Consider the following 12,796-nt stretch of genomic DNA (forward strand, 5'->3'; position numbering starts at 1 on the left):
CCCGCGCAGCGGGAGAGGGAGGGGTGAGGGCTCGGGTCAGTCCTCGCGCGTCGTGCGCTGCGACAGCGGGAGCTTGGGTTCGAGATCCAGCGCGTCCCAGCCCTTGCGGCCGATGCGGCGCAGCGTGTCGATGTTGGCCTCGTAGATCGCGTCGGTGTCGGGCATCGTCTCGACGGCCCGTTCGATGCTTTCCTCGCGCAGCAGGTGCAGCGTGGGATACGGCGAGCGGTTGCTCAGGTTGTCCACATCGTCCGCGTCGGTGCCCTCGAACTGGTAGTCCGGATGGAAGCTCGCGACCTGCAGCACGCCGTCCAGCTCCAGGTCCTCGACCAGCGCGTCGGCCGCGCCCAGGAAATCATTGAAGTCCAGGAAGTCGTTGAGCACCCACGGATGGACCAGCAGCGTCGTCTCGACCTCGTCCGGATCGGCGCGGTTGAGCGACAGCAGCTCATGCGCCAGTTCCTTGAGCAGCTCCTCGGGCGTGCGCGCGGTGCTGACCACCGTGCGCAGCCGCTGGTTGACCTCCACGCTCTTGGCGAAGGGGCACAGGTTCAGGCCGATCACGGCCCGCTGCAGCCAGCGCCGGGTGTCCTCGCGGACGGTCTTCTCTTGGTCGGGCGCGATCGGTGCGGTGGTCATCGGGCGTGGGGCTGGATGTCGAGGAAGGGAATGCGAGGGGCTGATCAGGCCTTGGCCGGGCGCGGCTGCTTGAACCACGCGTCGACCAGCCGGACCCACATCGAGCCGCCCAGCGGGATCAGATCGTCGTTGAAGTCGTAGCTCGGGTTGTGCAGCATGCAGGGCCCCAGGCCGTGGCCGCCCTCGCGGTGGCTGCCGTCGCCGTTGCCGATCAGGAAGTAGCAGCCCGGCACTTCCTGCAGGTAGTAGCTGAAGTCCTCGGCGCCCATCGTGGGCTCGAACTCCTGCACATTCGCGGCGCCCAGCATCTCCGTCAGCACGCCGCGCGCGAAGTCGGTCTCCGCCGGATGGTTGATCGTGGGTGGGTAGTTGCGGTGGAACGAGAACTCGCACTTCACCTCGAACGCGTCGCCGGTGGCCGCGGTGATCTGCTGCATGCGGCGCTCGATCAGGTCCAGCGTCTCCAGCGTGAACGTGCGCACCGTGCCCTGCAGCTCGCAGCTCTCGGGGATGACGTTCGTGGCCTCGCCGGCGTGGATCATCGTCACCGAGATCACGCCCGCGTCGATCGGCCGCTTGTTGCGCGTGATGATGGTCTGGAAGGCCTGCACCAGATGCGCGGCCACCACCACCGGGTCGGTGCCCAGATGCGGCATCGCGCCGTGCGCGCCCTTGCCCTTGATCACGATCTTGAATTCGTTGCTCGACGCGAAGACCGGTCCGGTCTTGAGCGCGAACTGCCCCGCGGCCATGCCCGGCCAGTTGTGGACGCCGAACATGGCCTCCATCGGGAACTTCGTGAACAGGCCGTCCTTGATCATCTCGCGGGCGCCGCCGCCGCCTTCCTCGGCGGGCTGGAACACGACGTAGACGGTGCCGTCGAAGTCGCGGTGCGCCGCCAGGTGCTTGGCCGCGGCCAGCAGCATCGCGGTGTGGCCGTCGTGGCCGCACGCGTGCATCTTGCCGGGGTGCTTGCTGGCGTGGGCGAAGGTGTTGTGCTCGGTGATGGGCAGCGCGTCGATGTCGGCGCGCAGGCCCAGCGTGCGGCCGCTCTTGCCGCCGTCACGCCCCGGGATGATGCCGACCACGCCGGTCTTGCCCAGGCCGCGGTGCACCTCGATGCCCCAGTCGGTCAGCGCTTTCGCGACCACGTCCGAGGTGCGGTCCTCGTGGAAGCAGAGCTCCGGATGCGCGTGCAGGTCGCGTCGCAGCTTGGCGATGGCCGGCGCGTCGGCCAGGATGGGTTCGATCAGCTTCATGTGCGGGCACTCCGATGTCGTCGCGACAGCGCGTCGGGCTTGCCGCGAGCCAGAAAGGCCGCGGCGCCGCTCAGGGCGGCGCCGCTGTGTCGGACCAGTGTACCCGCGGCACCGTCCCGGTGCCGGCCGCCGCGTCGCCCCCGGGGCGATCAGCGCCGAGGCGCCGCAGCGGGCGGATCAGCGCTTCACGCGCCCGTCGTTGGTCAGCATGGTCATCTCGACGAAGCTCGAGCCCACATGCCGGTTGGGGCGGAAGTTCACGTTGAAACCGCCCACGTTGTAGTTGGCCAGCGTGTCCAGCGCGGCCACGAGGCCCTCGCGGGTCGGGCGGGTCATGCGGCGCAGGCCCTCGCTGAGAACCTTCGCGCCGATGTAGCCCTCGATGGCGGTGTAGTTGAACTTCTGGCCGGCCTTGGTGGCGGCCTGCTGGTACTCGTGGACCACGCCGACCTGCGAGCCGAACGGGTAGGGCATCACCTGGCTGACGACGACGCCCATGGCGTCCGGGCCCAGCTCCTCGAGCAGCGCCTGCGTGCCCACAAAGGACACGTTGTAGAACACGCCGCCGTAGCCGGCCTTGCGCGCGGCGCGGATGAACGCGGCGCAGCTCTTGTAGGCGCTGATCATGACGATCGCCTCGGGCGGCGCGCCGTTCTGCACCAGGTCCTTGACGGCCTTGGCCACTTCGACGCTGTTGCGCTCGACGGTGGAGGTCGCCTGCGGCGAGATCGCCAGCGGCTTCATCGCGCGCAGCACGCCGTCCAGGCCGGCCTTGCCGTACGCGTCGTTCTGGTGGAAGACCGAGATGCGCATCAGGCCCAGCTGGGTCAGCTGCTTCACGATCAGCGCGGTCTCGTCGTAATACGAGGCCCGCACGTGATAGACCCACGGGCTCAGCGGATCGCGCAGCGACTCGGCGCCGGTGAACGGGGCGATGAAGGGGATCTTGGCCTGGTTGACCAGCGGCAGCGCGGCCAGCGAGGTCGGCGTGCCGACGTAGCCGAACAGCGCGAAGACGTCGTCCTTGATGAGCTTTTCGGTGTTGGCCTTGCAGCGGTCGGGCTCATAGCCGTCGTCCAGCGTGCGCAGGTCGATCATCGTGCCGTTGATGCCGCCGGCTGCGTTCTGGGCGTCGAAGAACAGCTTGGCGCCGGCCTGCATCTGCAGCCCCAGCTGCGCGGCCGGGCCGGTCAGCGGCGCCGACTGGCCCAGCACGAGGCGTTTGCCTTGAGCGCGGACGGCCGACGGAATGGGGAGGGTGGCGAGCGCGCCCAGGGCGCTGGCGGTGGCGAGGAGTTGGCGGCGATCCAAGAGGGGCTCCCAGGGGGTGCGATAGATGTTGTGGCGGCGCAGGGGCTGCGCGCGGGGACTCGACACGACCTATTTCGGCCCCCTGGCGCGCGAGCTTAGCGGCTGATTCGTCTCGCGTTATCGCCGCGTTCGGTAAGAAAACGCAAGCGTGTGGTGCCTGTGCAATAGTTGACGCATGTCGTCCGTCCTCTCCGAACTTGCCGTGAACGTCCCACCACAGGCCGGCACTGCCGATCCGGCCCACGCCCAGCATGCCGCAAGCCGCGCCGGAACGCGCGTCGTCAAGGGCGCTTGTCCCCACGATTGTCCGGACACCTGCGCGCTGCGCATCACGGTGGAGGACGGCAAGGTCATCAAGGTGCAGGGTCAACCCGAACATCCCAGCACCCACGGCGCGTTGTGCACGAAGGTCTCGCGCTACCCGGAGCGGACCTACCACGCCGAGCGCGTGCTGCATCCGCTCAAGCGGGTCAGCGCCAAGCACGAGGCGCCGCGGTTCGAGCGCATCGGCTGGGATCAGGCGCTCGCCGAGATCGCCGGCCGCCTGCGCGCGATCGCGGCGCGCGATCCGCAGGCCATCCTGCCCTACAGCTACGCGGGCACCATGGGGATGCTGCAGGGCGAGGCGATGGCGGGGCGATTCTTCAACCGGCTGGGCGCGTCCTGCCTGGACCGCACGATCTGCGCCTCGGCCGGCGGTGCCGCGCTGGCGGCGACGTATGGACGCAAGGTCGGCATGCACCTGCCGCACTTCGCCGAGGCGAAGCTGATCCTGATCTGGGGCAGCAACTCGATCGCGTCCAACCTGCACTTCTGGACCTTCGCCAACCAGGCCAAGCGCGAAGGCGCGAAGCTGATCTGCATCGACCCGCGCAAGACCGAGACCGCCGACAAGTGCCATCAGCACATCGCCTTGCTGCCGGGCACCGACGGCGCGCTGGCGCTGGGGCTGATGCACGAGCTGATCGCGCATGACTGGCTCGATGCCGACTACATCGCGCGGCATGTCGAGGGCTGGGAGGAGCTGCGCGCCAAGGCGCTCGCGTGGACGCCCGAACGCACCGCGGCCGAATGCGGCATCACCGCCGACGAGGTCCGCGGACTGGCGCGCGACTACGGCGACCGCGCGACGAGCGGCCCGGCGGCGATCCGGCTGAACTACGGCATGCAGCGGGTGCGCGGCGGCGGGAACGCCGTGCGCTTGATCGCGCTGCTGCCGTGCCTGACCGGCGCCTGGCGGCATCGCGCGGGCGGGCTGCTGCTGTCGAGCTCGGGCTGGTTCGCGCCGTTCAAGAACCCCGCGCTGGAGCGTCCCGAGCTGCGCGCGGGAGGTCCGGGCCGGCTCATCAACATGAGCACCATCGGCGACGACCTGCTGCGCGAGGCCTCGCCCGCGTTCGGCCCGAGGATCGAGGCGCTGATCGTCTACAACAGCAACCCGGTGGCGGTGGCGCCCGAGTCGCCCAAGGTGGTGGCGGGCTTCCAGCGCGAGGACCTGCTGACGGTGGTGCTCGAACACTTCATGACCGACACGGCCGATCTTGCTGATTACGTGTTGCCAGCCACGACGCAGCTGGAGCACCTGGACATCCACACGAGCTACGGCCACACCGACGTGCTGGTCAACGAGCCGGCGGTGGCGCCGCTGGGTGAGGCCCGCTCGAACACGCGGATATTCCGCGACCTGGCCGCGGCGATGGGATTCGACGATCCCGCGTTCCACGATGACGACGAGGCGCTGCTGCGTCAGGCGATGCGTGAGGACGTGGACCTGGCGCAACTGCGCGAGCGCGGCTGGTTCCCCTTGCCGCTGCCCGAGGCGCCGTTCGCCGAGGGTGGATTCCCGACGGCCAACGGCAAGGCCGATGCGCGCGGCGCGGACCATGTGCCCAACTACGAGAGCCGGTCCAGCGCGCCGGCGCTGGCGGCGCGGTATCCGCTGGCGATGATCTCGCCGCCGGCGCGCAATCACTTGAACAGCACGTTCGTGAACGTGAAGAGCCTGCGCGACATCGAGGGCGAGCAGGTGCTGGAGATGAGCGCGGCCGACGCGGCGACGCGCGGCTTGAGCGATGGACAGCTCGTGCGCGTGTTCAACGATCGCGGCAGCTATGCGTGCCGCCTGGACGTGAGCGCGCGGGCCCGCGAGGGCGTGGTGCACGGTCTGGGCATCTGGTGGCGCAAGCTGGGCGCGGACGGGCGCAACGTCAACGAGGTCACCCATCAGCGGCTCACCGACATGGGCAACGCGCCGTGCTTCTACGACTGCCTGGTCGAGGTGGCGGCGGCCTGATCCGATGACGAGCCCGATGACATCTAGGATGCGCCGCGGATGGCTCGTGGTGTGGGGCGCGTCGGTGCTGCTGATGCTGACCGCGCTGAGCGGCTGCGCGCAGCTCTCGTATTACGGGCAGTCGCTGTCGGGGCATCTGTCGCTGGTGCGCGCGGCCAAGCCGGTGGACGAGTGGCTCGCGCAGCCCGACCTCGATCCGGAGGTCCGGCAACAGCTGACGCTGTCCAGGTCGCTGCGGGACTTCGCGTCCTCGGAGCTCAAGCTGCCGGACAACGACAGCTATCGGCGCTACGCCGATCTCAAGCGCGGCGCGGCCGTGTGGAACGTCGTCGCCACGCCCGAGCTGAGCCTGCAGCTCAAGACCTGGTGTTATCCGATCATGGGTTGCGCGGGGTATCGCGGCTACTTCGATCCGCACGCGGCGCGCGAGCTCGCGCAGGAGTTGCGCAAGGAGGGCTATGAGCCCTACGTGTACGGCGTGCCCGCGTACTCGTCGTTGGGGTGGAGCAACTGGCTGGGCGGGGATCCGCTGCTGAACACCTTCATCCGTTATCCGGAAGGTCAGCTGGCGCGGATGATCTTCCATGAGCTGGCGCACCAGGTCGCGTATGCCAGCGATGACACGACGTTCAACGAGAGCTTCGCGACGGCGGTCGAGCAGATCGGCGTGGCGCGCTGGTTGAAGGACCGGCCCGAGGCCCTGCGCGAGGACGAGGTGTCGCGTCAGCGCCAGGACGAGGTGCAGGTCTTGCTGAAGGCGACGCGGGCGCGCTTGCAGGAGGTGTTCCGCAGCACGGCCAGCGACGACGAGAAGCGCGCGGGCAAGGCGGCGGCCTTCGAGCAGCTGCGCGCGGACTACGACGCGATGAAGTGCGAGCGCTGGGGCGGCGATGCGCGATTCGATCGATGGATACAGGGGATGACGACGCCGGCGCTGGCGATCCAGGGCAGCTACACGGACCTGGTGCCGGACTTCATCCGGCTGTACGAGCGCCAGGGCGCGGACTTCCCGCGCTTCTATGCCGAGGTGCAGCGCTTGGCCAAGCTGTCGAAGGACGAGCGGCGGGCAGAGTTGGAGCGGCGGTGAGATCTCGCTGACGAGGCGCTGTCGATGAGCTGACAGCCCCCCTCCGAGGAGGGGAGGCTTTGAGCCCTTGCGATATGTCATGCCCGGCTGCTGACTGGCGAGGCGGTGCGATCCTAGAGTCGACGGCTTCTTCGCTCTGGATGGAGTCGCCCGTGATCAATCTGAATCGGAATCCTGCGTCGTCGCGGCGCGGGTCCAACCGCAATCGTCCTGGCCACGTCAAGCTGGTGCCTGCTTGTCTCCATGGCCTCGTGCTTCCGAGGCGGGGCAGCGGAGTGCATGTGACAAGGATTGCCGCCAAGCTGTTGGAGTGGTGGCCGTATGGTAGGCAAAGGGCTCTGTACGACCTGCTGGCCTCCGACAAGTTGCGTTTCAGTCGGACCGCATCGGGCTACGACATCTGTCGGCTGGGCATGCAGTTCGAGTGCTACTACGTGGTCGTCAAGCGAGACAGCGGCCGGATCTGGATCGAAGGCCTGCTCAGTCGCCTGCCCGTCTGGGAGGTGCATTGAGATGCAAAGGCCCTGCATTCCGAGTAGTCGAGCGCCCAGAAACAACAAAGCCGCCCTTGCGGGGCGGCCTCATGCGGTGTCGATGGCCGGCGCGGGTGCCGGCGCCTGACGGCTTACTTCAGGCCTTCGACCAGGTCGATGTAGTCCTGCATCGCCTCGTCGTTGGTCTTGCCTTCCAGCGTCTTCCACGCGTCCCACTTGGCGCGGTTCACGAAGTCGGTCATGCCGGGGCGATCACCCTCGACGTCACCGGTCGTGGCCTGCTTGAACAGCGCGTACAGCTTCAGCAGCGTCTGGTTGTCCGGCCGCTCGGGCAGGGTCTTGGAATCGGCGACGGCGGCGTCGAATTGGTCCTTGAGGCTCATGTGGGTCTCCCGTGGCGGTGATCAGGCGTCCCGTTGGCGACAATCGGGACGGACGGCCGCGATGTTACCCATCCCACCCCCTGGTGCCGACTGGGGCTGCCTCTCTAGATGACGCATCATCCGCACTGCGTCGCCCCGTCCCCAGAACAACGCCCGCCCAGGAGACCGCATTGCCCACCCCCGCCGTGTCGACCCCGCCGTCCTCCCGCCGCAGCGCCAAGCCCAAGGCCGCCAAGGCCGCCAAGGCCGACACGGCCGCGAAGGTCGCCAAGGCCGCGCCCCGGCGCTCCGGCACCAACGGCGCCAATGGCCTGCCGCCGGGCGCGGAGCCGATGTCCAAGGTCGACACCGCCTGGCTGCGCCTGGACACCGAGGCCAATCGGATGGTCATCCACGGGGTGCTCTTCCTGAAGCCGGCCCTGGCGTTGCAGCCGCTGCGCGAGCGCGTCGCCGAGCGCCTGCTGCGCTTCCCCCGGCTGCGTCAGCGTGTCGTCGAGTCCGGTGACGCCGCCTACTGGGTCGAGGACGCGGAAGTGGACATCACGCGCCACGTGGTCGCCGAGCCGCTGGCCCGCAAGCGCGGCCGATCGCTCGAGGGCGCGCTGCAGGACCGCCTCGCCGAACTGGCCGCCGAGCCGCTCGATCCGTCGCGGCCGCTGTGGCAGCTCCACCTGATCGAGCATTACGACGGCAGCAGCGCGCTGATCGCGCGCGTGCATCACTGCATCGCCGACGGCATCGCGCTGATCGCGGTGCTGCTGTCCATCACCGATGGCGGCGCCGTGCCGCCCGAGGCCGCGATGGCATCGAAGGCCGCGGCCGGGGCTGATGCCAAGGGCAAGGCGAAGGGCGCCGCGAAGGCCCAGGCAGCGGCGGTCTCCGAATCCGCCGAGCCGGAATGGCTGGCCGACGCGCTGGTCAAGCCGATCAACGCATGGACCGTGCGCGAGATCCAGCAGCGCGCGCTGGAGGGCGAGCCGCAGGCCTCGCCGGCCGAACGGCTGGGCCGCCAGGTGCTCGAGGACGCCGCCGCGCTGACCGACGCGCCCGATGACGCCAAGACGCGGCTCAAGGGCAAGGCCGGACGCGCCAAGCGCGTGGCCTGGGGCTCGCCGATCTCGCTGGACGCCGTCAAGGCGGTCGGCAAGGCGATGAATGTGTCGGTGAACGATGTGTTGCTGAGCTGTGTGGCCGGCGCCATCGGGCTCTACCTGCGCGAGCACGGCGACGACACGCAGGGTCAGGAGATCCGCGTGCTGGTGCCGGTCAACCTGCGGCCGATCGAGACGGCATGGCAACTGGGCAACCGCTTCGGCATGGTGCCGCTGCCCTTGCCGGTGGGCATCGCCAATCCGGCCAAGCGGCTTTACGCGGTGCATGCGCAGACGCAGGCCGTGAAGCAGAGCCTCCAACCGGCGCTGTCGCTGGGTCTGATGGCCACGTCGGGCACGGTGGAGAAGGCCGCGCAGCGGGCGATGCTCAAGACCTTGTCGCGCAAGGCCACGGCCTTGATGACGAATGTGCCGGGACCGACGCAGGCGCTGCAGTTGTGCGGCTCGGCGGTGGAACGGGTGATGTTCTGGGCGCCGCAGCCGGGTGACATGAGCCTGGGCATCAGCATCCTGACCTACGCGGGCCAGGTGCAGTTCGGGCTGATCGCGGATGCGGGCGTATGTCCGGATCCGGAGCGCATCGTGGCCCACTTCGATCCGGAGTTCCAGCAACTGCTCACGCTCGCGCTGATGCTGCCCTGGGCGCACAAGGACTGACCCCGGACGCGTTCGCCCGCCGATGAGAAAAGCCGCCCGAGGGCGGCTTTCGTGCTGTTGCCCGCCGCGTTGCCGAAGCGCGCGGCGGAGCTGGCCAGGTCAGCGGGTCTTACTTGGCAGCGGCCTTCTTGGCCGGTTGCGGACGGCCGGCGGCGGTCGGGTAGGCGGACATCACCTTGACCGGATCGGCGCTGGCCAGGTATTCGGCGTACTGGGTCTGACCGCAGGCGACGGCCTGGCCCGAGGTGGCTTCACCGCGGTATTCACCGCGGTTGTAGACGAAGCGGTACTCGTTGGCGGCGGCGGCCTGGTCGAACTTGACGGCGTTCTGCGAGGCGCACTCGGCGCGCAGGGCCTTGGCGTCGGCGTTCTCGGCGGTGGCGGCTTGGGCCAGCGGGGCGATGAGGGCCAGCAGGGCAGCGGAGATCAGGAGGCGCGTCATGGAGTCGTTCCCTTGGTGTCGGTGGATGCGATCTCCCTAATTTATAGGGTGCCGCTTGTCCCCGCCATCCGCGACCAGGGGGTCCGGTTTCGCACGAATCCAGGGTTTCTGCGGAGGACCGGACCTTGGCTTGCTGCTAGTCCGGTGTGCCATCCGGCGAGGTCGATGCGTGCCACCGCGCTTCGCAGCTGTACCACGTGAGGCAGCTCCACATGACGGAGAGGAAGACGTACACAGCCGCGATGACGCCCCAGGCCGGAATCGAGATCGGTGTACCCCGCGCGATCAGGAACCCGATCACCGGCGCGGCCATCGTTGGCATCACGCGCAGCAGTCCGAAACGGATCGTGAACGACAGCGGCCCTGCCTGCCTCAAGTCGCGCCAACGCGGCATCAGGTGGGCCGGGGACCAGGGCGCGGTCCATTTCCAGGTCGACATCGTTGCCTCTCCAGCGGTGGTCCATCCACCGTTCGCGGAGCTTAGGCATCGCCCTCCGAGGCCGCATGGCTCATTTCGGTCAGATTCGCTGACCGATCCGAGTCAACGTCATCGACGTCGGACAAGTGGTAGACGCGCATCGAGTCCCGAAGGTGGGACTCTCGGGTTCAGGCTTGGCCGCCACCCGCCTGCGGCTGGTACTTCCCCGCGAGCTGGAACAGGTGGTCGCGGGACGTCGGCTCCAGGTAGGGCAGCAGCAGGCCCAGCACGTGGAAGGCGCCGCGCATCAGCGCCTCGCCGGCGCGCTCGGGCTCCAGCGCGTTGCGCGGGTCGCGCACGTATTCGTAGCTCAGCCAGTAGCTCAGCAACACCACCATCGCATTGGCCGTCGGCACCGCCTCGCGCACCTGCATCGTCAACGCGCCGCTCGCCTGCAGCCCGCCCAGCATCCCCACCATCGCCTGCGTCTTCTGCTCCAGCACATGCTGGAAATGCGTCTCCAGCTTGCGGTTCTTGGACAGCAGGTCGTTCAGATCCCGGTACAGGAAGCGGTGCTGCCAGATCAGCTCGAACAGCATGTGGAAGAACAGCCACGCGTCCTCCACGTTGCGCACGTTGCCCACCGCGCCCAGCAGCTCCGACAAGGCCTTGTCGTAGCGGTTGAACAGCGCGTTGATCAGCTCGTCCTTGGCCGGGTAGTGGTAATACAAGTTGCCGGGCGAGATGCCGAGCTCCGCCGAAATCAGCGTCGTGGAGACATTCGGCTCGCCGAAGCGATTGAAGAGGTCCAGCGTGACTTCGAGGATGCGTTCGGCGGTGCGGCGCGGCTTCTTGGTGGCCATGGGCCCGAGGAATGGTGTGGGGTGGACGGTGCGGGGAGTGGGCGCATTCTGTCATGACCCCAGGCGGGCACGGGACGGACCCCCTGCCTACAATCGCCGCCCATGCCCGCAAGCCCCCCACAACAGCCGGCCGCCATGCCCGCGCCGGCCGGCGGTCCGCCCGCCCTGCGTTTCAACAACGTCAGCAAGACCTACCGCGCCGGACAGTTCCGAGCGCTGGACGGCGTCAGCTTCGACATCCAGCCCGGTGAGTTCTTCGGTCTGCTCGGCCCCAACGGCGCCGGCAAGACCAGCCTCATCAGCATCCTCGCCGGCCTCTCCCGCGCCAGCGGCGGTGATGTCTCGGTGCTCGGCCACGACGTCGTCGACGACTATGCCAACGCCCGCAAGAAGCTCGGCATCGTGCCCCAGGAACTGGTCTTCGACCCGTTCTTCAGCGTGCGCGAGACCCTGCGCATCCAGTCCGGCTACTTCGGCGTGCGCAACAACGACGACTGGATCGACGAGCTCCTGCACAACCTGGGCCTCTCCGACAAGGCCCACAACAACATGCGTCAGCTCTCCGGCGGCATGAAGCGCCGTGTGCTCGTCGCGCAGGCGCTGGTGCACCGCCCGCCGGTCATCGTGCTGGACGAGCCCACCGCCGGCGTCGACGTCGAGCTGCGCCAGACGCTGTGGCAGTTCATCGCGCGCCTGAATCGCGAAGGTCACACCGTCCTGCTCACCACGCATTACCTGGAAGAGGCCGAGGCCCTGTGCCACCGCATCGCGATGCTCAAGCAGGGCCGGATCGTCGCGCTGAACCGCACCTCGGAGCTGCTCGCGGGCACCGCCTCGACGATGCTGCAGTTCAAGACCGACGCCGCGCTGCCGCTCGCGCTGGCCGAACGCGCCCGCATCACCGGCCGGATCGTGCAGCTCACCGCGCACGACGCCGCCGAGGTGGAACGCATCCTGGCCACGCTGCGCGAGGCCGCCGTGCCCATCGAGGACCTGGAGATCGGCCGCGCCGACCTCGAGGACGTCTTCCTGGAAATCATGCAAGGGGGCCGCGCATGAGCGCCAGCCATTTCCCCATCCGCCTCGAAGGCGCGCGTCCGCTCTTCTACAAGGAGGTGCTGCGCTTCTGGAAGGTCGGCTTCCAGACCGTCGGCGCCCCGGTGCTGACCGCCGTGCTGTACCTGCTGGTCTTCGGCCATGTGCTGGAGGACCACGTCAAGGTCTACGGCAGCGTCGGCTACACCAGCTTCCTGATCCCGGGCCTGGTGATGATGAGCGTGCTGCAGAACGCCTTCGCCAACAGTTCCTCCTCGCTGATCCAGAGCAAGATCACCGGCAACCTGGTGTTCCTGCTGGTGACGCCGCTGTCGCACTGGGCCTGGTTCCTGGCCTACGTCGGCGCGTCGGTGATCCGCGGGCTGATGGTCGGCGCGGGTGTGTTTATCGCCACCGTGTGGTTCGCGCCCCCGGGCATGGCCAATCCGCTGTGGGTGCTGGCCTTCGCCATCCTGGGCGCCGGGCTGATGGGCTCGCTGGGCCTGATCGCCGGGCTGTGGGCCGAGAAGTTCGACCAGATGGCCGCCTTCCAGAACTTCATCGTCATGCCGATGACCTTCCTGTCGGGCGTGTTCTATTCGGTGCACTCGCTGCCCGCGTTCTGGCAGGGCGTGAGCCACCTGAACCCGTTCTTCTACATGATCGACGGCTTCCGCCATGGCTTCTTCGGCGTCAGCGACGCCTCGCCGTGGCTCAGCCTGGGCGTCGTGGCGATCGCCTTCGCCGCGGTCGCCGCCGTGGCGCTGGAGCTGCTGCGCCGCGGCTACAAGATCCGCCACTGA

At 68.5% G+C, this 12,796-nt stretch carries 13 protein-coding genes; 6 read left to right on the forward strand and 7 right to left on the reverse strand.

Annotation, left to right across the window (positions count from 1 at the left end; genetic code table 11):
• Positions 1–36 precede the first annotated feature (36 nt).
• The 3 genes from ACNI65_RS01740 to ACNI65_RS01750 form a co-directional block, all read right to left on the reverse strand.
• Positions 37–639, reverse strand: a complete 603-nt coding sequence (locus tag ACNI65_RS01740; protein WP_416760825.1) for a DUF1415 domain-containing protein — start codon at positions 637–639, stop codon at positions 37–39.
• A 44-nt stretch (positions 640–683) separates the two neighbouring features.
• The gene (locus ACNI65_RS01745; protein WP_416760826.1) at positions 684–1,898 is read right to left on the reverse strand and encodes a M20 aminoacylase family protein; all 1,215 of its coding nucleotides are present in this window, start codon (positions 1,896–1,898) and stop codon (positions 684–686) included.
• 177 nt (positions 1,899–2,075) lie between these two features.
• The gene (locus tag ACNI65_RS01750) at positions 2,076–3,209 is read right to left on the reverse strand and encodes an ABC transporter substrate-binding protein (protein ID WP_416760827.1); all 1,134 of its coding nucleotides are present in this window, start codon (positions 3,207–3,209) and stop codon (positions 2,076–2,078) included.
• A gap of 202 nt (positions 3,210–3,411) precedes the next feature.
• Here ACNI65_RS01750 and ACNI65_RS01755 point away from each other — a divergent pair, with 202 nt between their 5' ends.
• From ACNI65_RS01755 to ACNI65_RS01765, 3 genes are all read left to right on the forward strand, one after another.
• Positions 3,412–5,502 (forward strand): molybdopterin-containing oxidoreductase family protein, encoded by a 2,091-nt coding sequence (locus tag ACNI65_RS01755; RefSeq protein WP_416760828.1) that lies wholly within the window; start codon positions 3,412–3,414, stop codon positions 5,500–5,502.
• Positions 5,503–5,518: 16 nt separating this feature from the next.
• Positions 5,519–6,589, forward strand: coding sequence for an aminopeptidase (locus ACNI65_RS01760; protein ID WP_416760829.1), 1,071 nt, complete (start codon positions 5,519–5,521; stop codon positions 6,587–6,589).
• Between the two features lie 365 nt (positions 6,590–6,954).
• Entirely contained in the window at positions 6,955–7,101 is a 147-nt protein-coding gene (locus ACNI65_RS01765; protein ID WP_416760830.1) for a hypothetical protein, read from the forward strand.
• A gap of 113 nt (positions 7,102–7,214) precedes the next feature.
• Here the strand turns inward: ACNI65_RS01765 and ACNI65_RS01770 are convergent, their stop codons facing one another.
• Positions 7,215–7,466, reverse strand: coding sequence for an acyl-CoA-binding protein (locus ACNI65_RS01770; protein WP_416760831.1), 252 nt, complete (start codon positions 7,464–7,466; stop codon positions 7,215–7,217).
• A gap of 170 nt (positions 7,467–7,636) precedes the next feature.
• On the opposite strand from ACNI65_RS01770, the gene ACNI65_RS01775 reads away from it, so the two are divergent.
• A complete protein-coding gene (locus ACNI65_RS01775) occupies positions 7,637–9,235 on the forward strand; it encodes a wax ester/triacylglycerol synthase family O-acyltransferase (RefSeq protein ID WP_416760832.1) in 1,599 nt (532 codons plus the stop codon).
• A 109-nt stretch (positions 9,236–9,344) separates the two neighbouring features.
• Here the strand turns inward: ACNI65_RS01775 and ACNI65_RS01780 are convergent, their stop codons facing one another.
• From ACNI65_RS01780 to ACNI65_RS01790, 3 genes are all read right to left on the reverse strand, one after another.
• Positions 9,345–9,677 (reverse strand): hypothetical protein, encoded by a 333-nt coding sequence (locus ACNI65_RS01780; RefSeq protein ID WP_416760833.1) that lies wholly within the window; start codon positions 9,675–9,677, stop codon positions 9,345–9,347.
• A 136-nt stretch (positions 9,678–9,813) separates the two neighbouring features.
• Positions 9,814–10,116: a hypothetical protein gene (locus ACNI65_RS01785; RefSeq protein ID WP_416760834.1), complete on the reverse strand. Its 303-nt coding sequence runs from the start codon at positions 10,114–10,116 to the stop codon at positions 9,814–9,816.
• 167 nt (positions 10,117–10,283) lie between these two features.
• Positions 10,284–10,958: a TetR/AcrR family transcriptional regulator gene (locus ACNI65_RS01790; RefSeq protein ID WP_416760835.1), complete on the reverse strand. Its 675-nt coding sequence runs from the start codon at positions 10,956–10,958 to the stop codon at positions 10,284–10,286.
• Positions 10,959–11,060: 102 nt separating this feature from the next.
• Between ACNI65_RS01790 and ACNI65_RS01795 the strand changes: the two genes are divergently transcribed.
• Entirely contained in the window at positions 11,061–12,017 is a 957-nt protein-coding gene (locus ACNI65_RS01795; protein ID WP_416760836.1) for an ABC transporter ATP-binding protein, read from the forward strand.
• Positions 12,014–12,796 (forward strand): ABC transporter permease, encoded by a 783-nt coding sequence (locus ACNI65_RS01800; protein WP_416760837.1) that lies wholly within the window; start codon positions 12,014–12,016, stop codon positions 12,794–12,796. The genes ACNI65_RS01795 and ACNI65_RS01800 overlap by 4 nt, the downstream gene beginning before the upstream one ends.

The sequence above is a fragment of the Roseateles sp. So40a genome, from assembly GCF_048081605.1.
Classification (GTDB): domain Bacteria; phylum Pseudomonadota; class Gammaproteobacteria; order Burkholderiales; family Burkholderiaceae_C; genus Roseateles.